Annotated in this window: 20 protein-coding genes; 7 read left to right on the top strand and 13 right to left on the bottom strand. The window is 62.8% G+C overall.

All coding sequences use genetic code 11. The annotated features are described in order from the left end of the window. Nucleotides 1-130: 130 nt before the first annotated feature. From hemL to A4C63_RS05520, 3 genes are read right to left on the bottom strand one after another with little or no spacing between them, the layout of a single operon-like run. On the bottom strand, nucleotides 131-1,414 hold the full coding sequence (hemL, locus tag A4C63_RS05530) for a glutamate-1-semialdehyde 2,1-aminomutase (RefSeq protein ID WP_063911840.1): 1,284 nt from the start codon (nucleotides 1,412-1,414) through the stop codon (nucleotides 131-133). Between the two features lie 16 nt (nucleotides 1,415-1,430). Next, nucleotides 1,431-2,054, bottom strand: a complete 624-nt coding sequence (gene thiE, locus A4C63_RS05525; protein WP_063911839.1) for a thiamine phosphate synthase — start codon at nucleotides 2,052-2,054, stop codon at nucleotides 1,431-1,433. Nucleotides 2,055-2,067: 13 nt separating this feature from the next. Further along, complete coding sequence (locus tag A4C63_RS05520; RefSeq protein WP_063911838.1) at nucleotides 2,068-2,865, bottom strand: hydroxymethylpyrimidine/phosphomethylpyrimidine kinase; 798 nt, start codon at nucleotides 2,863-2,865, stop codon at nucleotides 2,068-2,070. 265 nt (nucleotides 2,866-3,130) lie between these two features. Between A4C63_RS05520 and A4C63_RS05515 the strand changes: the two genes are divergently transcribed. Together A4C63_RS05515 and A4C63_RS05510 are read left to right on the top strand one after the other, a co-directional pair. Then, nucleotides 3,131-5,119 (top strand): hybrid sensor histidine kinase/response regulator, encoded by a 1,989-nt coding sequence (locus tag A4C63_RS05515; RefSeq protein WP_063911837.1) that lies wholly within the window; start codon nucleotides 3,131-3,133, stop codon nucleotides 5,117-5,119. Between the two features lie 458 nt (nucleotides 5,120-5,577). Next, a complete protein-coding gene (locus A4C63_RS05510) occupies nucleotides 5,578-5,838 on the top strand; it encodes a DUF3077 domain-containing protein (protein ID WP_063912402.1) in 261 nt (86 codons plus the stop codon). Nucleotides 5,839-5,950: 112 nt separating this feature from the next. Here A4C63_RS05510 and A4C63_RS05505 read toward each other — a convergent pair whose 3' ends face one another. Genes A4C63_RS05505 through A4C63_RS05495 form a run of 3 tightly spaced genes read right to left on the bottom strand, consistent with a single transcriptional unit; the run spans nucleotide 5,951 to nucleotide 8,367 of the window. After that, the gene (locus A4C63_RS05505; protein WP_256202899.1) at nucleotides 5,951-6,568 is read right to left on the bottom strand and encodes a hypothetical protein; all 618 of its coding nucleotides are present in this window, start codon (nucleotides 6,566-6,568) and stop codon (nucleotides 5,951-5,953) included. Between the two features lie 22 nt (nucleotides 6,569-6,590). Continuing rightward, complete coding sequence (locus A4C63_RS05500) at nucleotides 6,591-6,968, bottom strand: hypothetical protein (protein ID WP_063911836.1); 378 nt, start codon at nucleotides 6,966-6,968, stop codon at nucleotides 6,591-6,593. Then, nucleotides 6,961-8,367, bottom strand: a complete 1,407-nt coding sequence (locus tag A4C63_RS05495) for a PAAR domain-containing protein (protein ID WP_082888269.1) — start codon at nucleotides 8,365-8,367, stop codon at nucleotides 6,961-6,963. The genes A4C63_RS05500 and A4C63_RS05495 overlap by 8 nt, the downstream gene beginning before the upstream one ends. A 391-nt stretch (nucleotides 8,368-8,758) precedes the next feature. Here A4C63_RS05495 and A4C63_RS05490 point away from each other — a divergent pair, with 391 nt between their 5' ends. The 3 genes from A4C63_RS05490 (at nucleotide 8,759) to A4C63_RS05480 (ending at nucleotide 12,690) form a co-directional block, all read left to right on the top strand. Next, nucleotides 8,759-10,411: an acyl-CoA dehydrogenase family protein gene (locus A4C63_RS05490; RefSeq protein ID WP_063911835.1), complete on the top strand. Its 1,653-nt coding sequence runs from the start codon at nucleotides 8,759-8,761 to the stop codon at nucleotides 10,409-10,411. Nucleotides 10,412-10,587: 176 nt separating this feature from the next. Beyond that, nucleotides 10,588-12,051 carry an AMP nucleosidase gene (gene amn / locus A4C63_RS05485; protein ID WP_063911834.1) on the top strand — a complete coding sequence of 488 codons (1,464 nt, stop codon included), beginning with the start codon at nucleotides 10,588-10,590 and terminating at the stop codon, nucleotides 12,049-12,051. 6 nt (nucleotides 12,052-12,057) lie between these two features. Next, entirely contained in the window at nucleotides 12,058-12,690 is a 633-nt protein-coding gene (locus A4C63_RS05480) for a pseudouridine synthase (RefSeq protein ID WP_063911833.1), read from the top strand. A 113-nt stretch (nucleotides 12,691-12,803) separates the two neighbouring features. On the opposite strand, the gene A4C63_RS05475 is transcribed toward A4C63_RS05480, so the two are convergent. Together A4C63_RS05475 and A4C63_RS05470 are read right to left on the bottom strand one after the other, a co-directional pair. Continuing rightward, on the bottom strand, nucleotides 12,804-13,007 hold the full coding sequence (locus A4C63_RS05475; protein ID WP_013974331.1) for a DUF2788 domain-containing protein: 204 nt from the start codon (nucleotides 13,005-13,007) through the stop codon (nucleotides 12,804-12,806). A gap of 54 nt (nucleotides 13,008-13,061) precedes the next feature. Continuing rightward, on the bottom strand, nucleotides 13,062-13,538 hold the full coding sequence (locus tag A4C63_RS05470) for an Lrp/AsnC family transcriptional regulator (RefSeq protein ID WP_003249795.1): 477 nt from the start codon (nucleotides 13,536-13,538) through the stop codon (nucleotides 13,062-13,064). Between the two features lie 395 nt (nucleotides 13,539-13,933). On the opposite strand from A4C63_RS05470, the gene A4C63_RS05465 reads away from it, so the two are divergent. Continuing rightward, on the top strand, nucleotides 13,934-14,719 hold the full coding sequence (locus A4C63_RS05465; RefSeq protein WP_063911832.1) for a DUF6515 family protein: 786 nt from the start codon (nucleotides 13,934-13,936) through the stop codon (nucleotides 14,717-14,719). A 130-nt stretch (nucleotides 14,720-14,849) separates the two neighbouring features. On the opposite strand, the gene A4C63_RS05460 is transcribed toward A4C63_RS05465, so the two are convergent. Further along, nucleotides 14,850-15,722, bottom strand: a complete 873-nt coding sequence (locus tag A4C63_RS05460; RefSeq protein WP_063911831.1) for a cation diffusion facilitator family transporter — start codon at nucleotides 15,720-15,722, stop codon at nucleotides 14,850-14,852. Between the two features lie 22 nt (nucleotides 15,723-15,744). Continuing rightward, nucleotides 15,745-16,164, bottom strand: a complete 420-nt coding sequence (locus tag A4C63_RS05455; protein WP_013974328.1) for a hypothetical protein — start codon at nucleotides 16,162-16,164, stop codon at nucleotides 15,745-15,747. A 116-nt stretch (nucleotides 16,165-16,280) separates the two neighbouring features. On the opposite strand from A4C63_RS05455, the gene hrpB reads away from it, so the two are divergent. After that, nucleotides 16,281-18,809, top strand: a complete 2,529-nt coding sequence (gene hrpB / locus A4C63_RS05450; protein WP_063911830.1) for an ATP-dependent helicase HrpB — start codon at nucleotides 16,281-16,283, stop codon at nucleotides 18,807-18,809. A gap of 14 nt (nucleotides 18,810-18,823) precedes the next feature. Here hrpB and A4C63_RS05445 read toward each other — a convergent pair whose 3' ends face one another. From A4C63_RS05445 to A4C63_RS05435, 3 genes are all read right to left on the bottom strand, one after another. Continuing rightward, complete coding sequence (locus tag A4C63_RS05445) at nucleotides 18,824-19,318, bottom strand: hypothetical protein (RefSeq protein WP_063911829.1); 495 nt, start codon at nucleotides 19,316-19,318, stop codon at nucleotides 18,824-18,826. 21 nt (nucleotides 19,319-19,339) lie between these two features. Beyond that, entirely contained in the window at nucleotides 19,340-19,831 is a 492-nt protein-coding gene (locus A4C63_RS05440) for a hypothetical protein (protein ID WP_063911828.1), read from the bottom strand. Between the two features lie 87 nt (nucleotides 19,832-19,918). Next, entirely contained in the window at nucleotides 19,919-20,575 is a 657-nt protein-coding gene (locus A4C63_RS05435) for a YciC family protein (protein WP_063911827.1), read from the bottom strand. Nucleotides 20,576-20,739: the final 164 nt, after the last annotated feature.

Here is a 20,739-nt window from a genome sequence, read left to right as displayed (position 1 = left end):
CGCCAACCTTACAAAGTTTTACTCGATTTTCTGCTTGGTTGGAGAAGTCAGCTGATTGTGCATGGGTATTTATTGCCTGTGCCGGCCTCTTCGCGGGTTTACCCGCGAAAGGGCCGGTACAGACACAGCATTACTTCAGGGCTGCAAAAGCCTTTTCAGCCGCATCCAGGGTGATTTGCAGCTCCTTGTCGCCATGGGCGATGGAGGTGAAGCCCGCCTCGAACGCGCTAGGTGCCAGGTACACGCCACCGTCGAGCATCAGGTGGAAGAAGCGCTTGAAGCGCTCGGCATCGCTGGCCATCACGTCGTCGAAGGTGACGATGTCGTCGGCACCGCTGAAGTACAGGCCGAACATGGCGCCGGCCTGGGTGGTGACGAACGGCACGCCAGCGGCATCGGCGCGCTGTTGCAGGCCGTCGAGCATGCGGCTGGTGTAGTCGGTCAGCTCGGCGTGGAAGCCCGGGCGGCTGATCAGCTTCAGGGTGGTCAGGCCGGCAGCCATGGCCAGCGGGTTGCCCGACAGGGTGCCAGCCTGGTAGACCGGGCCGAGCGGGGCGATGCAGCCCATGATTTCACGCTTGCCGCCGAAGCAGCCGACTGGCATACCGCCACCGACGATCTTGCCGAAGGTCGACAGGTCCGGCTTGATGCCATAGTGGCCCTGGGCGCCGCCGAGCGAGACGCGGAAACCGGTCATCACTTCGTCGAAGATCAACACCACGCCGTGCTTGTCGCACTGCTCGCGCAGGCCTTCGAGGAAGCCTGGCGCCGGCGGTACGCAGTTCATGTTGCCGGCCACCGGCTCGACGATGATGCAGGCTACGGTCTGGCCGACTTCGGCGAGGGTTTTCTCGACAGCGGCGATGTCGTTGAACGGCAGGGTCAGGGTGTGCTTGGCGAAGTCCGCCGGCACACCGGCCGAGCTCGGCACGCCCTGGGTCAGCAGGCCGGAGCCGGCTTTTACCAGCAGGCTGTCGGAGTGGCCGTGGTAGCAGCCTTCGAACTTGATGATGGCGTCACGGCCGGTGTAGCCACGGGCCAGGCGGATGGCGCTCATGGTGGCTTCGGTGCCCGAGCTGACCATGCGCACCATCTCCATGGACGGCACCAGCGAGCAGACCAGGTCGGCCATTTCGGTTTCCATGGCGGTCGGTGCACCGTAGGACAGGCCGTGCTCCAGCTGCCTGCGTACCGAGTCCAGTACCTGCGGGTGGCCGTGGCCGAGAATCATCGGGCCCCAGGAGCCGACGTAGTCGACATAGCGCTTGTCATCCTCGTCAACGACGTAGGCGCCTTCGGCATGCTTGAAGAACAGCGGCGTGCCGCCAACGCTCTTGAAAGCGCGGACCGGCGAGTTGACGCCACCGGGGATGTGCTTCTGGGCTTGGGCGAACAGGGCTTCGGAACGGGACATGGAAGGTTCTCTCGAATCAGGATGCGAACAAGGCATTGAAGGCGCGGGCGCGGCGGGTGACTTCCTGCGCGCTGTCGGCACCGAACAGGCCGTGGATCACCGCCAGCAGATCGGCACCATGGGCGACCAGCGGGGCGGCGTTGTCGAGGGTAATGCCGCCGATCACTGCGATCGGCAGTTTCACCTGGGCGCGAGCCTGCTCCAGCAGTTCGATGTTGGCCGCGGGGGCGCCCGGCTTGGTGACGGAGTTGAAGAAGCGGCCGAAGGCCACGTAGCTGGCACCTTCGCTGGCAGCCTGGGCGGCCAGTTCGAGGCTGGCGTGGCAGGTGGAGCCGATGATCGCCTGGCGCCCGAGCAGGGCGCGGGCCGGGGTCAGTGGGCCGTCGGTCTGGCCCAGGTGCACGCCGACGCCCAGGCGCGCGGCCAGTTCGGCATCGTCGTTGATGATCAGCTGGGTGCCGTAGCGCTCGCAGAGCTTCATCAGCCCTTCGGCCTCACGCAGGCGGCGTGCCGCGTCGTCACTTTTGTCGCGGTACTGCAGCAGGCACACGCCGCCTTCCAGTGCCGCCTCGACATGGGACAGGAAACGGCCAGCGAGCAGCTGGCTGTCGGTGATGGCGTACAGACCGCGTAGCTTCATTGGAGGCCTCGTGTCAGGAGCAGAAATCCAGTGGCAGGCGGCGCGGCACGTACTGGCCCTTGCCCAGTTGCTCGGCGTCACGCAGGGTGCGCCAGGTGTAGTCCAGGGCGCTGCGTACGGCGCTTTCCAGCTGCTCGCCGAGGGCCATGCGGCCGGCCAGGGCGCTGGCCAGGGTGCAGCCCGAACCATGGTAGCTGCCCGGCAGGCGCTGGCAGGTCCAGGTGTGGCGCTGGCCATCGCGGCTGTACAGGCGGTTGTGAATTTCGTCTTCGTCGCCGTGACCGCCGGTAATCAGCAGGTGTCTACAGAACGGCAACAGTTTTTCGGCACACTCGTCGGCGGTGCCTTCGGGCAGTTCGGCCAGGATGCGGGCTTCGGGCAGGTTCGGCGTAGCGATGGTCGCCAGCGGCAGCAGGCGTTCGCGCAGGGCGTAGCCCACTTCGTCCTTGCCCAGGCGGCCACCACCACCGGCACGCAGTACCGGGTCGCAGACCAGCGGCAGGTGCGGGTGGGCGGCCAGCAGTTCGGCGACGGTGTCGACCATCTCGATCGAACCGAGCATGCCGAGCTTGACGGCGGCCACCGTGGCGTCGGCCAGCACGGCGTTGGCCTGGGCCAGTACCCACTCGCGGTCAAGCACGCGGAAGTCGGAAACGTTGACGGTATCCTGCACGGTCAGGGCGGTCACTGCGGGTGCGGCGTGACAGCCTTGGGCGATCAGGGCTTCGATATCTGCCTGCAGGCCGGCGCCGCCACTGGGGTCGTGGCCGGAGAGACAGAGGACAACGGGGCGGGAGCTGTAGGTATTCATGGTCGGCGAGCTTACCACCAATCCTGTTTGGGCGGATCGTCCGACAAACGAGTTTTACTGATCGAACGGTCAGAATATTTTGTTTGTATCTCGTGAAAGTCTTGATTTAGAGCCTTTTCTTTGGTTTTTGATATGGCCGATTGCCAGGTTGCGAAGCTATGCTAGAGTGCTCGGATAACTCTACTAACGGGTTCTGCCGGATCGTGTCGTCTCAAACGGATGGGAGGCAACCGCGACTCGACTGGACAGGCCATGCTGGGGCTGTATGCGCTATTTGCTGATTGTGCTTCTGGGCTTGCTGCCCATGGTGGCCGGGGCCGTCGATTTCGACGACGCTACGCGGCATCTTCCGCTGGGCAAGGCCATGCAGGTTTATGAAGACCTCGATGGCAGTGCCAGCATCACCCAGGTCAGTGCCCCTGGGTTCGCCGAGCACTTTCGCCCCCATCTCGAAGACGTGCTGAACGCCGGTTATTCCACCTCGGTGTTCTGGCTCAAGGTCGAGCTGCGTCCTGTCGCCGCGCCCGGCGCTGCCCCACGGCAATGGCTGCTGGAGCTGGCCTATCCACCGCTGGACCACCTGGAGCTGTACCTGCCCGACCGCAGTGGCAGTTACCGCCTGGCCCAGCGCACCGGTGACGCCTTGCCCTACGCCAGCCGGCAGATCCGGCAGAACAACTACCTGTTCGAGTTGCAGCTGCCGCCTGGCCAGGTAACCACCGCCTACCTGCGCCTGCACAGCCAGGGCTCGGTGCAGGCGCCGCTGGCGCTGTGGTCCGCCGAGGCCTACATGGAGCAGCAGCCCACGCGCCTGTATGTGCTGGGGATGATCTACGGCGTGCTGCTGGTGATGCTGGTGTACAACCTGTTCATCTACCTCAGCGTGCGCGACGTCAGCTACCTCTACTACATCCTCTATATCGCTTCGTTCGGCTTTTACCAGGTGTCGGTGAATGGCGCCGGTGTGGCCTACTTCTGGCCGGACAGCCCCTGGTGGGCGAATGCCTCGACGCCGCTGTTCATTGGTGCCGCCGGCCTGTTCGGTTGCCAGTTCGCCCGGCATTTCCTGCAACTGGGCAGCATCAGCCGTGGCTTGGACCGGTTGCTGCAGCTGCTGATGCTGGGTGGCGCGCTGGTCATGGTGCTGGCGGTGAGCATGCCCTACGGCGTCGCCCTGCGCATGGCCACGGTGCTGGCGTTGCTGTTTACCGTGAGCATCTTCGCTGCCGGGCTTTACGCCTGGTGGCGTGGCTTGCGCGTGGCACGCTGGTTCATCATCGCCTGGACGGCGTTCCTGCTCGGTGGCCTGGTCAACACCCTGATGGTGCTGGGCTACCTGCCAAACGTGTTCATCACCATGTATGCCAGCCAGCTGGGGTCGGCGCTGGAGGTGGCCTTGCTGTCGCTGGCGCTGGCCGACCGTATCAACAGCTTGCGCGAGCAGCAGGCGCAGACCTTGCGTGACACCGGGCGCACGCTGGAGCAACTGAACCTGCAACTGGCCAGGAGCAACCGGCTGAAAGACGAATTCCTGGCCTGCGTGACCCATGAGCTGCGCACGCCGATGAATGGCGTGATCGGCTCGCTGGAGCTGATGCACACCCTGCCGATGGAGGCCGAAATGGCCCAGTACCACCGCACGGCGGTGGGGTCGGCCCAGGGCATGATGGACATGGTCGATGCCATTCTTACCCTGTCCGAACTGCAGGCCGGCCGCCTGCGCGCGCAGCCTGCGCCGTTCAGCCTGCGTGACCTGCTGCAGGGCTTGCGCGCCGGTTATGCCGGGCAGGCTTTGGGCAAAGGCTTGTACCTGAGCCTGGACATCCCCGCCGACTTGCCGGACGAGCTGCTGGGTGACGGCCAGAAACTGGCCCGCTGCCTGGGGTGCCTGGTGGACAACGGGCTGAAGTTCACCCACCAGGGCGGGGTAATGATCCAGGTGCGCGGCCGCCGGGCGGGGCTGGATGACCTGGCGCTGACCTTCATTGTCAGCGACAGCGGTATTGGCTTCGATGACCTGGACCAGTCGACCCTGTATCAGCGCTTCTTCCAGGTCGATGGCTCGATGACCCGGCGTTATGGCGGGCTGGGGATTGGTTTGTCGATCTGCCGGCAGATGGGGGAATTGCTGGGGGCGAAGTTGTCGCATGAATCGACGCGGGGGTTGGGGAGCCGGTTCGAGTTGAGTTTGAACATGGCGGTTTCGCAGGTGCAGATGAGCCCGGGCATCCAGCAGGTGCGGCGTTCGCTGTAGGTCTTATTGGGGCTGCTTTGCAGCCCTTCGCGGGCACGCCCGCTCCTACAGGTTTGGTGCTCAGCCCAAATAATGCGCGATCCCCTTGTGGGAGCGGGCGTGCCCGCGAAGGGCCGCAAAGCGGCCCCAAGAAGCCCACAGGCTACAACAACTCCAGACTCTTCCTACGCACTGGCACTGGAAACTGCGCCAACTGCGAAATACCCTACAACCCTTGTCGACACGCGTCTGATTGTTCCTGCAAATCCCGCCCTCTAGGCTTTTCCTGTCGCTGACGGTTCAGCGATCGGGTGTGGAAACCTGGCAAGACAAATGGTGTGTGTTGTCATGACAGCTGTATGCGGGAGGCCTTTGGGCCTACCGGGTTCGCACCATGCCTGGTTTTCCACCCCGTGTGCAGCTGTCACCCCTATGTGTGGAAACGGATGGGTGGCACATATTTCCATGGTGCCGAACTCATGAACGACGAAACCAAAACCACCCCTGGCGTTACCTACTTCTACCAAGGCGAAGGCCAAACCCACCCGCTGTTCCGCATTGCCGAGGGCATCCCCTGTCGCAGCGCCCGTGAGCAGGCCTCGGAACTGATGGGCTATGCACGCGATTTGTCGCTGACCGGCTTGATGGATGGCGGCCAGCAGATGCTCTGGGCTTCGCACTACTTCTCAGCCATGGCCAAGGCGCTGCTGGATGATGCCGAGTTGGGCTTGATGCGCTGATTCCTGTACTGGCTGTACCGGCCCTTTCGCGGGTGAACCCGCTCCCACAGGAGTTGTGCATAGACTGAAAGATGAGCTATCTCTGTGGAGGCGGGTTTCGCGCGGTGAGTCCTCAGGCAAGGCTGGGCAGTGCTAATGGTGCGTAAGCCGACAAAAATCCCAATAGTGCGGTAATGGGCATCCAGCAGATAATCAGCCATAGAACATTTGCCCAAGTTATTTTTGAATTTTCAAACCCGCACGCATCATCCTCGTAAACATTGACTGATTGTTGAATCTGCACCATTGCTACCGAGAAAAAGGTGGTGTACAGGAGCATGAGCATAATCGGGATTGTGGTGAAAACTGAGAGCGGCAGGCTATCGAATACCTTTTCGGATATATAGAATTCCCAGCCCGCTATCATTAAGATGGGGGCGCAAAACATCAGGGTGACACCGAGCGCACTACCTTCTACAGGCCGGTTCGCTTGAGTGCAGCGAGCGACGATTTTTTTCATCAAGAAGTATATTGTTAATGCACCGAAAATTGTACAGAGCAGTGGGATGAGTCTGAAGCCGTGCTGGCCTCTAATAAGTAACCAGTGTCGATAGTACCAGTAGTAAAGGTACAGGCCCATTGATAAGGAGCCCATGATTATGAGTTTTGAAATGGAAATGACATAGAGTTGTGTTTTTTTAGGGGGCGAGGTGGTAAGCGATTCGGGGTGGTGCTTCTGGTCTGAGGTCATATGGGGTGGTCTCTCAGTTTGGCTATTCGATGAAGAAATTTATGGCTATCCAGATGATGCCGATGATGTTCAGCGATGATGAAATAAGTATTTTTCTTTTTAGCTTTTTAGGGAATTGTAGGTAGTCTTGCTCATCCATAAGCCCTCTGCGAATGCTTGCGGCTGGTGATCCGATGGTGCCAGCGATTACAGAAATGACTAGCACTCTGGAGCCTATCTTTTTCTCCCCCCACATACCGGTCGCAAATGGAAGGCACGCACTCCGTTGGAGTGCCGATGTCATCTCTTTATATTGGCGAGAGCAGGCGATATGAACATCAGCAGCAAGCCCGATTAAAATTAGGCATGCAGGTGTTGCTAGCAAGAATAGTCTTAGTTTTAAGTCAAGATGCTCAATCATCTGCAAAGACCTCGAAGACTAATTCGCCGAGTTTTTCGCCGTATTCCATGCCACCTACGCTACCAGCCAAGGCTCCTGCACCAGTGATTACTATTCCGCATGCGAGAGTCCCAGATCCGAATCTCCAGCAAACCTTCGCAGAGACTCTGGCTGTTACTTTGCCAGCCGCCCAGCCGCCAGCTAAGCCGCCAGAGAAATTACTAGCCTCAGTAACTTTGACTTTTTCGCAGGCTTTGGAGTTTCCTTCTTTGCAGACTTCAGAGACTTTGATTGCCGAGCCTATGCCACCAATGGTTACGCCTATACGCCCTCCGGTTTTCAAATATCTGGCCATCTTGGCCAGTTTATCCAAGTGCGTCGAATAACCAGGGATGTGTGTCGGTCCTCCCGCTTTGGTCCAGTGATGGACCAAACTTCTGGATGAGATTCCCAAGTCCCGCCGCAAACTTTCATAATTTCCGAGATTGAGCCGCTTGTTCAGAACGGTCGCGTTCAGGTTTGCACTTAATTGCTTAAATAGTTTCTGACGCTCCGCAAAGAACTCAGGGTGCCTAAGATGCCCATGTTTGATGAATTGATCTTTATGCAGGTCTTCAATTTTTCGCAATATGTCGCTGAGCTCATCCAGCGACTTGCCAACCATCGCCTCACTCACCCCCATCGCCAGGCTCACATCACTAAGCAACCCGGCGATCTCGGCTTGATGGCGCATCATGAATTCGGCTTCCTCCGGCGTCAGTTCTGCCAACGCTTCCCGCGCCTGTTTCGCCGCACTCATCGCAATCAGTTCTTCACGCGTGCAGACCGGCCGCCGCAAGCCGTCGCCGATGACAAAGATTTCGCCTGCCTTGAATCCACGCTGATGCGTCGGGTTCAGCCGTTCCAGAATCGAGCGGGGCAGGTTGGCCTGCGGTGCGCCGAGTTCTGCCAGGACTTCCTGATAAGACATACAGCGTGGAACGATGTAGAAGCCGGGTTCCATGCCTTGTGGAGTGGGCGATGGCTGAAGTACCTCAGGCTGGTATGTATCTCTTATCTGGTTACTCGTTTGAGCCTGTGGCGGCGACTCATAGACGGCCGCAGGTACAGATGCCCTGCGCGGCGCCGGGCCTGTATGCGCAGGCGCAACCAGGCGATTGCTGCCCAATGGGCATCCGCATTGCACCAGCGCGCCGTCGACAGCCGTGGGTATGCCGTCCTGCGCCCAGCGGGAATCGCCCTCGATGATGGTGCCCTCTTGTCCACAGCGCGGGCAGGGGGTGGTCTTGTCGCCTTTGAGCAGCCAGTCGCTACCGTGCACGCGGCCCCTGGCCTGGCCGGCAATGCAGATGGCGCCAGTGGTGGTTTCGTCCCCGTCCAGGCCCTGGCCTCGGCCGAAGATGTTCATGCGCATGCTCATGGCTTGCCTCTTTTTGAAATGTGGAAGCCAGGAACCTAGCAGCCTGTAGGCGGGTATTTTCAGGTCGGGGAGGGTTTAGGAAGGGTCCTACAATAGGCAGGGATTTGGACTACAACGCATTTTGATGGCAGTGCCGGGAAGTGAAGCGGGGATCGGGTTAGGGCTGGCAGCTTCTCGCCGTGGCAGGTGTAGCGTTTGGGAGATCGAGCGCCGCCCGCGCGGCGCTCGATCTACCAGGCGCTACACCCCTCACGGCGAACACCTCTCAGCCCCGCAGCATCCCCAACACATGCGCCCCCCACCACATGTTTAGTCATTAATGTCACTTTGACTGACTCGTACAGAGTGCTTCACTGGGTCTCTCAAGCCTACCCGGATCCAGGAGCCCCCGATGAACCTGCACCAGTACGCTGAAACCCACGAAGTCACCAACCAGCCACCGCCTCTCGACGGTGCCAACCTGTACCGCCTCGACCTGCCGCTACAGGAGTGGTCGCGGCGCTTCGGCGCGGGTTGGGCCGAGTCGCGGATCGATGCCTACGGGGCCCTGGCCGGTGGCCCGCTGATGCAGGCGGGTTTCCTGGCCAATGCGCACAAGCCGGAGTTCAGCAGCCATGACCGCTACGGCCACCGCATCGACCTGGTCGAGTTCCACCCGGCCTACCACGAACTGATGCGCACCGCTGTCGAGCATGGCCTGCCTTCGCTACCGTGGGCCGAACCCCGCCCCGGCGCCCATGTAGCGCGGGCTTCGATGACCTACCTGCACAGCCAGGCCGAGGCCGGTACCGGCTGCCCGCTGACCATGACCTTCGCTGCCGTACCTGCGCTGCGGCTGCAACCCGAACTGGCCGAATACTGGTTGCCGAAAATCCTCGCCTGCGAATACGACCCGCGTAACGTCGGCGACCGGCACAAGGCCGGGGTCACCCTGGGTATGGCCATGACCGAGAAGCAGGGTGGCACCGATGTACGTGCCAACACTACCCGGGCTTATCCGGTCGGCGCCGCAGGCCCGGGCCAGGCCTACGAGCTGGTCGGGCACAAGTGGTTCTGCTCGGCGCCGATGTGCGATGCCTTCCTGACCCTGGCCCAGACCGAAAAAGGCCTGAGCTGCTTCCTGCTGCCGCGTCACCGCCCCGACGACAGCCGCAACCAGTTCTATATCCAGCGCCTGAAGAACAAGCTGGGCAACAGTTCCAATGCCTCCAGCGAGGTGGAATTCCGCGGCGCCCTGGCGTGGATGGTCGGGGAAGAAGGGCGGGGCGTGCCGACCATCATCGAAATGGTGGCCATGACCCGCTTCGACTGCATGGTCGGCTCCAGTGCCCTGATGCGCCAGGCGCTGACCCAGGCGGCCCACCACTGTGCGCACCGCAAGGTCGGCGGGCGGCTGCTGAGCGAGCAGCCGTTGATGCAGAACGTGCTGGCCGACCTGGCGCTGGAAAGCGAGGCCGCGCTGGCCCTGAGCCTGCGCATGGGGCAGGCGCTGGAACAGCTGGACGACCCGCAGCAGGCGCATTTCGCCCGGCTGGTCACGGCGGTGGGCAAGTACTGGATCTGCAAGCGCGCGCCGGCCATGATCAACGAGGCCGCCGAGTGTCTGGGCGGGGCGGGTTATGTGGAAGACAGCATCCTGCCACGGCTGTACCGCGAAGCGCCGGTCAACTCGACCTGGGAAGGCTCGGGCAATGTGCAGTGCCTGGATGTGCTGCGGGCCTTGTCCAAGGAACCGGGCGTGCTCGATGCGTTGTTCGCCGAGCTGGGTGATGGGCATGGGGACCCGCGTTTGGCGGCGCACATCGGCAACCTCAAGGGTGCGTTTGCCGACACCGGCGACATGCAGTACCGCGCGCGGCAACTGACCGAGGACATTGCCCTGGCATTGCAGGCCAAGCTGTTGCTGGAGGCGGGCAATACGGTGGTCAGTGATGCGTTCATCGACAGCCGCTTGGCGGGTGGGGGGCGCGTTTATGGGGCGTTGCCGCGGGGTGTGGATGTGGCGGCATTGGTGGCCAGGGCTACGCCAGCCTGGACGAACTGAGCTGGCTTTTTCGCGGGCACGCCCGCTCCCACAGGTACTGCGCCGTACTTAGGGCAGTGAATATCCTGTGAGAGCGAGCGTGCCCGCGAATGGATGCAACACCGATCAATGGGGGTGTATTTAGCCAAGAAGGCAGGCAAGATGGTTCACATGCATGTCCAGACAGGAAGCACAGTGTGAGCCAAGCTTTTGTAGTCGTTGATACCCCCGAACAGGCCGTCGACCGTCTGGCGGCCCTGCATGAACAGGCCACCGGGGCCCTTAGCCAGGCCCTCAAGCGTTACCTGAAGGACCGTACCGAGCCGGACGCCGAAGAGCGTGACCTGTTCCGCTACCCGGCGCTGCGCCTGACCTACTACAGCCACGGTGAAGTCGCCGCCACCACGCGGGCCTACGCCAAGGTCCAGGTGGCCGGTACCTACAGCGTCACCATCACCCAGCCGGCTGCTTTCCGTGGCTATCTGCTGGAGCAACTGCGCCCGCTGATGCATGACTACACCGTCACGGTGGAGGTTGGCGTCAGCGAACAGAACATCCCATACCCCTACGTGGTCGACCAGGGCGACGAGCTGGCCGGCAGCGGCATCACCGCAGCGCAACTGGCGCGGGTGTTCCCCAGCACCGACCTGTCGGCTGCCACCGACAACATCGCCGACGGCCTGTGTGACTGGGGCAGTGCCGAAACCCTGCCGCTGGCGCTGTTCGATGCCGCGCGGGTCGACTTCTCGCTGCGCCGCCTGGTGCACTACACCGGCAGCGACTGGCGCCATGTGCAGCCATGGATCCTGCTGACCAACTACCACCGCTATGTCGACCAGTTCATCAGCCACGGCCTCGACCAGTTGCGTGACGACCCGCGCTTCGTGCGCATGGTGCTGCCGGGCAACGTGGTGATCGAAAAGGGCATGGACCACGGTGAAACCCAGGCCCTGGTAGCCAGCGTGGTCTGGCACCGCTACCAGATGCCGGCGTACCACCTGATCGCCGCCGACGGCGACGGTGTCACGTTGGTCAACATCGGCGTCGGCCCGTCCAATGCCAAGAACATCACCGACCACCTGGCCGTGCTGCGCCCGCACTGCTGGCTGATGATCGGCCACTGCGGCGGCCTGCGGCAATCGCAGACCATCGGCGACTATGTGCTGGCACACGCCTACATGCGCCGTGACGGCATTCTCGACCGGGTGGTGCCACCGAACATCCCGATCCCGGCCCTGGCCGAAGTGCAGCTGGCCTTGCAGGAGGCCGCCGCGCAGGTCACCGGCGAGCGTGGCGAACAGCTGAAGAAGCGCCTGCGCACCGGCACCGTGCTGACCTACGACGACCGCAACTGGGAGCTGCGCTGGGCCCAGGAACGGCCGCTGATCAACCTGTCGCGTGCCGTGGCGGTGGACATGGAAAGCGGCACCATTGCCGCCCAGGGTTACCGCTTGCGCGTGCCTTACGGCACCTTGCTGTGTGTGTCCGACAAGCCGCTGCACAGCGAGATCAAGCTGCCGGGCTCGGCCAACGCCTTCTATAACCGGGCGGTCAGCCAGCATTTGAAGATCGGCATTGCCGCCCTCGACTTGCTGCGCACCGAGCTCAACTCGCTGCACTCGCGTAAACTGCGCAGTTTCGATGAGCCGCCGTTCCGCTGAGGATCCATGTCACTGCCACCCCGTAACAAGCCGCGCCGTCCCCAGGCGCGGCCTGCCACCGGCCCGCGTCGCCAGCCCAAGGCGCCACCGGCCGAGCCGCGCCTGATCCTGTTCAACAAGCCGTTCGACGTGCTGACCCAGTTCAGCGACGGCGACGGGCGCGCGACGCTCAAGGACTACATCGACATCCCGGGCGTGTACCCGGCCGGGCGGCTGGACCGCGACAGCGAAGGCCTGTTGCTGTTGACCAACGATGGCGGCCTGCAGGCACGCATTGCCGACCCGAAGCACAAGCTGGCCAAGACTTACTGGGTTCAGGTGGAGGGGGAGCCGAGCGAGGAGCAGTTGCAGCGTTTGCGCGATGGCGTGGAGCTGAACGACGGGCCGACCTTGCCGGCCGAGGCGCGGCGCCTGGACGAGCCCGAACTGTGGCCGCGCAACCCGCCGGTGCGTTTTCGCAAGAGTGTGCCGACCAGCTGGCTGGAGCTGGTGATTCGCGAAGGGCGTAACCGCCAGGTGCGGCGAATGACGGCGGCGGTGGGGTTGCCGACCTTGCGCCTGGTGCGGGTGCGGATTGGCGACTGGGCGCTGGACGGGTTGGAACAGGGCTGCTGGCGCGAAGTGGCTGCCAAGCTTTAGCCCAGTTCAAGGGCCTATTCGCGGGCACGCCCGCTCCCACAGGTAGGGTGCAGCCCTCAAGTGCAGCGCCAGACCTGTGGGAGCGGGCGTGCCCGCGAATGGCCCTGAATTTTCTACACCCCTTCGAGAAACCCCACCACCACGCTCTTGATGATAAAGGCCAGCACCCCCAGCCCCAGCACGAAGAACAGGATCAGCGTCCCGAACCGCCCCGCCTTGGACTTTTTCGCCAGGTCCCAGACGATGAAGCCCATGAAACCGATCAACACGGTGACCAGGATGATCATCATCCACTCTTCGAATACGGCGGGATCCATCAGTGTTCTCCAGGCGGGTTGAGCGTCCGATTATACGCTTGCTGGCGCAGGCAATTAACGCAGGTGGGTCAATGGCAGCTCGGTGCTGGCCAGCACCTGGTTCAGCACGAAGCTCGAACGCACGCTGGTGACGCCTTCAATACGGGTCAGGCTGCCTAGCAGCAGTTTTTGGTAGTGGTCCATGTCGGGCACCACCACTTTCAGCTGGTAGTCGGCATCCATGCCAGTGACCAGGCTGCATTCGAGCACCTGTGGCAGGTTGCGGATGGCCGCCTCGAAGGTTTCGAAACGCTCCGGGGTGTGGCGGTCCATGCCGATCAGCACGTAGGCCGTCAGGCTCAGGCCCAGCTTCTTGCGGTCGAGCAGGGCCACCTGGCGCGAGATGTAGCCATCGTCCTCCAGTTGCTTGACCCGACGCGAGCATGGCGAAGGCGACAGGCCGATGCGTTCGGCCAGTTCCTGGTTGGAAATGCGCGCATCGCGCTGCAATTCGGCGAGGATGCTCAGGTCGTAGCGGTCAAGTTTGCTCATGGTTTATGCCTTTTCTGTTCGGATTGCGGTGAATTATCAATCCAGGGTGAAAAATTGCGCAAGTGCTATTTATCTGAGCAATCTTCGCAATCATCTGCCGCAACTGCTTCGGTATCTTTATCCACAGAATCACTGCCCGGACATCAGTCCACGGCGACGCGCCCTAGGCGGGCGGTCGCGGCCAGCCATCCAACAGGATCTGCAGGCCCCCGGGCTACACACCTTTCAGAAGACGGTGTGAGGTGAGCCGGCGCCACAAGTGCCGAGCACGGACGACAATTCCTGAAGGGAGGCCCTGCGGCCTCCCTTTTTTCATGGCTGGAAATTTAATTGGCCTGCGTTACGGGCGCGGTAGACTGGCTGTGGTTGCCGTATTTTCTACCGAGAGGAACAGCATGAAGTCGCGCATCTGGCAGTTGGCAGGTGTTGGTGTGTTGGGGTTGAGCATCAGCCTCGGGGCCATGGCCGAAGGGCCGGGCGAGGGGGCGCCGGGCCGCTCGCTCAATTCGCGTGACGAAGTGCAGCAGACCCAGCCGCCGCGTCAGGGCTACTATCAGGATATTCCTCGCCGCCATGGTGATAGCCGCTACTGGGAAGCCGGTGGCCCGGGGCAACGGCCTGGCGGTGACTGGCAGGGGCGCCCGGACGGTCATGGCAATGGCTGGGGGCCGGGGCCGCAGTATCGCCCGGGACACACCATCGATCATTTCCCGGACCGCTACTGGAAAGTGCCCTACCGTGGCGATGATTACTTCTACTCCGGTGGTTACTGGTACCGCCCCCATGGTGACCGTTATGTCGTGGTGGCCCCGCCCTACGGCGTGCGGGTCAATTACCTTCCGCCCTATGCGCGGGAAGTCTGGCTGGGCGGGGCGCTGTTCTTCCTGGTGGCCGATACCTATTACCAGTACCAGGCTGACAGCCGCGATTACGTGGTGGTCAACCCGCCGGTTGCCGCGCCGGCACCTGTAGGCGGTGGGTATGACGTGGTGGCCTACCCGATGTATGGGCAAGGGCAGGAACAGCAGGACCAGGACCGTTACCAGTGCCACCGCTGGGCCGTGAACCAGTCAGGCTTCGACCCGGCAACGGCGACTTATGCGCCGCCGGCCAACGTGGCGGACAACTACCGGCGGGCGCTGGGGGCGTGCTTCAGTGGCCGGGGCTACAGCATCAACTGAAGCGGGACACGTCCCTGCAACGGAGAGCCCTGTGGGAGCGGGTTTACCCGCGAAGAATGCGACGCGGTGCATGGCACCGGCTGTGCCGGTGTTCGCGGGTAAACCCGCTCCCACAGTTACGCTCACTGATTCACACCGGATCCGCATGCACCATCACATCCGCCTGTGGATAACGCTGGCGGATCACCCGCGAGGCCTCCACGCACAAGGCGTGCGCTTCATGCAGCGGTAACTGCCCCGGCATCTCCAGGTGCAGTTGCACGAACCACTGTTTGCCCGACACCCGTGTACGCAGGTCATGCACGCCTTCAACCCCGGGAATGGCCAGCACCAGCGCAGCCATGTCCTCGCCAACATCACCGGGCAGTTCCTGGTCCATCAGGATGGCCGTACTCTCCCGGGCGATCTGCAGCGCGCTCCAGAGGATGTAGACGGCAATGCCCAGACCGAACAGCGCATCCAGCTGCGGCCAGCCAAAGCGTGCCAGCAGCAGGGCCAGCAGGATGCTGCCGTTAAGCAGCAGGTCCGAGCGGTAGTGCAGGGAGTCGGCCCGCACCGCCGTGGAGCCGGTCAGGCGGATGACCTTGTGTTGCAGTGCCAGCAGGGCAAGGGTCAGCACCAGCGACAGCAGCATTACCGCGATACCTATGGCGGTATCGCCCAAGGGTTGCGGGGTGTGCAGGCGTTCCACCGCCTGCACCCCGATCAGCACCGCACTGACCCCGATGAACAGCGCCTGCGCCATACCGGCCAGGGCTTCGGCCTTGCCATGACCGAATCGGTGGTCGTCGTCGGCCGGGCGCAGGGCGTAGTGCACGGCGAGCAGGTTGAGGAACGAGGCAACGGCATCCAGTGCCGAGTCGGTCAGCCCTGCCAGCAGGCTGATCGAGCCGCTCAGCCACCAGGCCAGCGCCTTGCTGAGGACCAGGATGCTGGCCACCGCCAGTGATGCGCGGGTGGCCAGGCGTAGCAGGCGCTGGTGTTCAGCCGGGGTGGTCATCATCCGTGGTCAGTGTCCTTATGGTTCAGGCTGCAGGCACCAGGCCCAGGCTGGCCAGTTGTTCAATGCTGCCGCGGTGCTGGATCAGCCGTGGGTCGTTCAGCGGCAGGCGCTGGCCCAGCTCGCTTTCGAGAATGGCCTGCAACTTCAGGTTGTCGACCTTGCCATCGGGGCTGACAGCCTCGCGCAGTTTGACTGGGTCGACCTGGGCGGATCGCCCGCCTGAGTAATAGATGGCGCCCGTGGCGAAGTCGATACCGAAGGCGATCAGCCCCGGGATCACGTAGAACAGGATGCCGATAGCATCCATTGCGGCAACCACAGGGTCGATCTTGCCGCCGATCTGGCCGCGACGTTCCGGGTAGAGAATGGTGCCGCAGGCTGTCAGTTGGGTCAGCAAGGTGACGATGAGGGCGCCACCGATGACGCGGGTTGGGATGCGCATGTAAATCTCCGAGAAGGTATTCAGCAGGGCAAGCGAAGCGCCTGCACCTGAAGCTAAGACCATGATAGAGCAGGCTGGGTTCGCCGTTATACTCGCGGGACTGTTCGAGGACCACCATGATTTCATTACCGATCGATGCTGTCTTGCCCGCCTTGCACCAGGCCCTGGAAAACCGTGACGAAGCGGTGCTCGAGGCGCCACCCGGCGCCGGCAAGACCACCCGCGTACCGCTGGCGTTACTCAATGAGCCATGGCTGGCAGGGCAGAGCATTCTCATGCTCGAACCCAGGCGCCTGGCGGCGCGCGCGGCTGCGGAACGGCTGGCCAGCGAACTGGGCGAGCAGGTTGGTGAAACGGTGGGCTACCGCATTCGCCTGGACAGCAAGGTCGGGCCTAAAACCCGCATCGAGGTGGTGACCGAAGGTATCCTCACCCGCCGCTTGCAGGCCGACCCGGCGCTGGAGGGGGTGGGGCTGGTGATCTTCGACGAATTCCACGAGCGCAGCCTCGATGCCGACCTGGCCCTGGCATTGAGCCTGAATGGCCGCGAATTGCTGCGTGACGACCCGCCACTGAAGGTTCTGCTGATGTCCGCGACCCTGGAGGGCGAGCGGCTGTCGCGGCTGCTGGACGATGCCCCTGTGGTCAGCAGCGAAGGCCGCATGCACCCCGTCGACATCCGTTGGGGGCGGCCTTACCAGCCGGGTGAGTTCATCGAGCCACGGGTGGTGGATAGCGTGCTGCAGGCGCTGGCCGATCAAGCCGGCAGTGTGCTGGTGTTCCTGCCGGGCCAGGCCGAGATCCGCCGGGTGCATCAGAGCCTGCAGGAAGCGTTGGGTGAACGGCCCGAAATCCTGCTGTGTCCGCTGCATGGCGAGCTCGACCTCAATGCACAGCGTGCGGCCATCGACCCGGCGCCCAAGGGCCTGCGCAAGGTGGTGCTGGCCACCAACATCGCCGAGACCAGCCTGACCATCGACGGTGTGCGCGTGGTGATCGACGCAGGCCTGGCCCGGGTACCGCGCTTCGACCCCGGCAGCGGCATGACCCGCCTGGACACCCAGCGCATCTCCCGCGCCAGTGCGACCCAGCGCGCCGGCCGCGCCGGGCGCCTGGAGCCCGGCGTGTGCTACCGCCTGTGGTCCGAAGCCCAGCATGACCAGCTGGCCGCCCACGGCAGCGCCGAGATCCTGCAGGCCGACCTGGCCGGCCTGGCCCTGCAACTGGCACGCTGGGGCGTTACGCCCGAGCAGTTGCGCTGGCTCGACCAGCCCCCCACTGCTGCCTTCGCCCAGGCCCAGGACCTGCTGGCACGGCTCAATGCCTTCAAGCCCGGCAGCCGTGACAACCTCAGCGAACACGGCCAGGCCATGGCCGAGCTGCCGGCGCATCCACGTATCGCGCATTTGCTGTTGCGCGGCCAGGACCTGGGTCTGGCACAGATGGCCTGTGATGTGGCCGCGCTGCTGGGCGAGCGGGATATCCAGCGCGGCGGTGGCGCCGACTTGCACAGCCGGCTGGCGCTGGTCAGCGGCGAGAGCAAGGCTACGCGGGGCGGCCAGGGTGGCGTGCAACGTGCCCGGCAACTGTCTCGTCAGTACCGCGGCCTGCTGCGTGGCAAGGCCGGTGCACCGGTCGCCGACCCGGATCACCCTCGCTGGCTGGGCGCACTGCTGGCGCTGGCTTACCCCGACCGCGTCGCCCAGCAGCGCCGCGAGGGTGGCGCGGAGTATCGGCTGGCCAATGGCCGTGCGGCGCTGTTTGCCGAAGTCGATGCACTGATGAAGTGCCCGTGGCTGGTGATTGCCGACCTGGGCAGCCGGCAGGGCCAACGCGAAGAACGCATCTACCTGGCCGCCGAATTCGAGCCGGCGCTGCTCGAGGGCGTGCTGGCCGAGCAGGTCGAGCGGGTCGATATTCTCGACTGGGACGAGCGCGAGCAGGTGCTGCGCGCCGAACGCCAGGCCAAGGTTGGCGAGCTGGTGCTCAGCCGTGAGCCGCTGACCGGCCTGGATGATGAAGCCCGGGCGCGCGCGTTACTTGGCCTGGTCCGGCGCAAAGGCCTGAATCTGCTGACCTGGACGCCGGAGCTGCGGCAATGGCAGTCGCGGGTGGCGCTGTTGCGTCAGCTCGACCTGGCCAAAGAGGGCCATAGTGAGTGGCCCGATCTGGGTGACGAAGCTTTGCTCGCCAGCCTGGAGGACTGGCTGCAGCCCTACCTGGGCAAGGTTTCGCGTCTTAGTCATTTCGCCGCGCTGGACCTGTCTTCGCTGCTGCGCAACTTGTTGCCCTGGCCACTGCCGCAACGTCTGGAAGAGCAGGCCCCCGCGTCCCTTGCCGTACCGTCCGGTTCCAACATTCGCCTGGACTACAGCGAAAGCCCACCGATTCTCGCCGTGCGCCTGCAAGAGCTGTTCGGCCTGGCCGACACCCCACGCATCGCCAATGGCCGACAGCAGGTCAAGCTGCACCTGCTGTCACCGGCTCGCCGACCGGTGCAGGTGACTCAGGACCTGGCCAACTTCTGGCGCACGACCTATGCCGAGGTGAAGAAGGACCTGAAAGGGCGCTACCCGAAGCATTACTGGCCGGATGACCCTTTGGTGGCCGAGGCGACCGCACGGGCGAAGCCGCGCGGTACCTGAAAGTGAGCGGCAATTCAGTTCTGCAGGCTGCGTTCGATCAAAAACTCGTGTAGCAGTCCTTCGCCTACGGTGAGATAGGCTCTATCGTCACAACCAAAAGTTTCCGTGGCCTGAGCCTTCACCTGGTGTCCCAGGTGGTCGCGCAAGCGGCATCGAATGAAGCGTTCTGTGACTTCCAGGGGCTCGAGCTTGAAGTAGTCGCCTTGTGTGATTGGCAGGTAAAGGCCCAGGTAACCGTTATCGCTGATCATCAACTGTCGTTTCACGGCGTAATGGGTGCTGAAGATATGATGGTGCAGTCGGTCTTTGGTTCTGGAATGGAACCTGAAGCTGAACCTTGTCGCTTTATCGCCCCCCGACTCCAGCCAATCGTTGGCGATCAGGCTTGCTACGGGAACATCGGTTGCTTTGCTGAGATGGATCGGGATCCTGCGATCCCCCTGAATCATGTAGATGCGGCCAAGAAAACTGTGTCCAGGCCAGGAAGTGTCAATGGAAGTGTCTTTCATCGTATAGCCCACCTGTGAAGTTCAGTTTGCCTGTCTCAGCAGGAAGGTCACGATTTCACCCTCCTCGACGTTTAACAGGTACACCTTGTCTCCGCTATGGTGTGGTGCATCGGGTATGGCACCCACCCTGTATCCGCGGTGGTCGCGCAGATGGCAGAGCAGCCCTTCATCGCTCAGATGCAGCGGTTCGATCTTCACGTAATCGGTGACTTCGGCATACCAGTAGAAACCGAGGTAGCCATTGCGGCTGATGCCCAGCTTCTTGGTCGCCGGGCGCCCTGGGATGCTGATGTGGTAGTGCAGGCGATCTTCGGTTCGAGAGTCGTACTCGAAGTCCATCAGCGGGGAGTCCAGGCTTCCGCCCGCCTGCAACCAGTCATCTTCGGGGGTGATACCCCAGTTGAATTTGTCCGTGCTGCGGCTCAGGCGCAGGGGGAGGTGGTAGTCGACTGCGTGCATGTACAGCCTGCCGCGAAAAGACCTGGCGAATCCCGCCTGAATGTCTTCGTCCATGGTGCTCTCCTTGAATGGCATTGAAGGTTGTGCACCCTAATGCCAGGGCCGGGCAGCCAGGCAGAACGAAGACTTTCCCTTGTGGCCTCAGGCGCTGGCTTCGCCTTCCAGCAGCATGAACAGGCGGTACAGCACCACGGTGCTGAACAGTTGCAGGAAGCCGCTGAGGCTGTCCATGGCCAGCTCCATGCCGGGCGATGGCTCGGGGAAGGCCATCAGCAGCAGCCCGTCGATCAGCCAGATCGGTGCCAGCACGCCGACCACGCAAACCATGATGCGCATGAAATGCCCCGTGGTCATGCTGGCACTGTCGCGCATCGACTGCACCACCGGCCGGCCGCGCAGTACCAGCAGGTACTCGGCGAACACCAGGTTGATCATGATCCACACGCCCGGGAAGATGAACAGCGCAAGGCCGGCCATGATCAGCAGCGAGCTGATCAGGATCAGCAGGGCCAGTTGCGGCCACAGTTGCACGGCGCGGGCGAACAGGTCGCGCTTGGCGATGTCCTGGCCGTTGCTGCGGGTGTCCAGGTACAGGATCAGCGCGGCGCTGTACAGCGGGTAGAACAGCAGGCTGACCAGCATGCCGTAGGCTGGCGATGCCTGGTCGCCCAGCTGGCGGTACAGCAGTTGGGTGACCAGGGCTTCCAGCACCACCAGCGGCAGGCACAGCTGGAGGATGTTCGGCAGGTGGCGGCGGAAGAAGTACAGGGAGTCGCGCAGAACGCTCAGCGGATTCATCAGTCAACATCGCATGGCAGTAAAAACAGGGGCCTAACTTTAGCCCAAAGCAGGCTTGGAGCTGTCATTTGCTGAAAAAAGTTTCACGCCGCTGGTGATTGAATCCCGCGCGTGTACGCCCCATCTTTGGCGCTATCCGTTGTCCCGCTACCCCACGAGGTCGC

The sequence above is a fragment of the Pseudomonas sp. p21 genome, assembly GCF_001642705.1.
Classification (GTDB): domain Bacteria; phylum Pseudomonadota; class Gammaproteobacteria; order Pseudomonadales; family Pseudomonadaceae; genus Aquipseudomonas.
The sequence above is the reverse complement of the archived record's forward strand: the minus strand, read 5'-3'. Positions and strand labels throughout refer to the sequence as shown.

What these genes read in the sequence shown, in the direction of transcription:
- hemL (WP_063911840.1), bottom strand. Translation starts at nt 1,414, where the DNA reads ATGTCCCGTTCCGAAGCCCTGTTCGCCCAAGCCCAGAAGCACATCCCC.
- thiE (WP_063911839.1), bottom strand. Translation starts at nt 2,054, where the DNA reads ATGAAGCTACGCGGTCTGTACGCCATCACCGACAGCCAGCTGCTCGCT.
- A4C63_RS05520 (WP_063911838.1), bottom strand. Translation starts at nt 2,865, where the DNA reads ATGAATACCTACAGCTCCCGCCCCGTTGTCCTCTGTCTCTCCGGCCAC.
- A4C63_RS05515 (WP_063911837.1), top strand. Translation starts at nt 3,131, where the DNA reads ATGCGCTATTTGCTGATTGTGCTTCTGGGCTTGCTGCCCATGGTGGCC.
- A4C63_RS05510 (WP_063912402.1), top strand. Translation starts at nt 5,578, where the DNA reads ATGAACGACGAAACCAAAACCACCCCTGGCGTTACCTACTTCTACCAA.
- A4C63_RS05505 (WP_256202899.1), bottom strand. Translation starts at nt 6,568, where the DNA reads ATGACCTCAGACCAGAAGCACCACCCCGAATCGCTTACCACCTCGCCC.
- A4C63_RS05500 (WP_063911836.1), bottom strand. Translation starts at nt 6,968, where the DNA reads ATGATTGAGCATCTTGACTTAAAACTAAGACTATTCTTGCTAGCAACA.
- A4C63_RS05495 (WP_082888269.1), bottom strand. Translation starts at nt 8,367, where the DNA reads ATGAGCATGCGCATGAACATCTTCGGCCGAGGCCAGGGCCTGGACGGG.
- A4C63_RS05490 (WP_063911835.1), top strand. Translation starts at nt 8,759, where the DNA reads ATGAACCTGCACCAGTACGCTGAAACCCACGAAGTCACCAACCAGCCA.
- A4C63_RS05480 (WP_063911833.1), top strand. Translation starts at nt 12,058, where the DNA reads ATGTCACTGCCACCCCGTAACAAGCCGCGCCGTCCCCAGGCGCGGCCT.
- A4C63_RS05475 (WP_013974331.1), bottom strand. Translation starts at nt 13,007, where the DNA reads ATGGATCCCGCCGTATTCGAAGAGTGGATGATGATCATCCTGGTCACC.
- A4C63_RS05470 (WP_003249795.1), bottom strand. Translation starts at nt 13,538, where the DNA reads ATGAGCAAACTTGACCGCTACGACCTGAGCATCCTCGCCGAATTGCAG.
- A4C63_RS05465 (WP_063911832.1), top strand. Translation starts at nt 13,934, where the DNA reads ATGAAGTCGCGCATCTGGCAGTTGGCAGGTGTTGGTGTGTTGGGGTTG.
- A4C63_RS05460 (WP_063911831.1), bottom strand. Translation starts at nt 15,722, where the DNA reads ATGATGACCACCCCGGCTGAACACCAGCGCCTGCTACGCCTGGCCACC.
- A4C63_RS05455 (WP_013974328.1), bottom strand. Translation starts at nt 16,164, where the DNA reads ATGCGCATCCCAACCCGCGTCATCGGTGGCGCCCTCATCGTCACCTTG.
- hrpB (WP_063911830.1), top strand. Translation starts at nt 16,281, where the DNA reads ATGATTTCATTACCGATCGATGCTGTCTTGCCCGCCTTGCACCAGGCC.
- A4C63_RS05445 (WP_063911829.1), bottom strand. Translation starts at nt 19,318, where the DNA reads ATGAAAGACACTTCCATTGACACTTCCTGGCCTGGACACAGTTTTCTT.
- A4C63_RS05440 (WP_063911828.1), bottom strand. Translation starts at nt 19,831, where the DNA reads ATGGACGAAGACATTCAGGCGGGATTCGCCAGGTCTTTTCGCGGCAGG.
- A4C63_RS05435 (WP_063911827.1), bottom strand. Translation starts at nt 20,575, where the DNA reads ATGAATCCGCTGAGCGTTCTGCGCGACTCCCTGTACTTCTTCCGCCGC.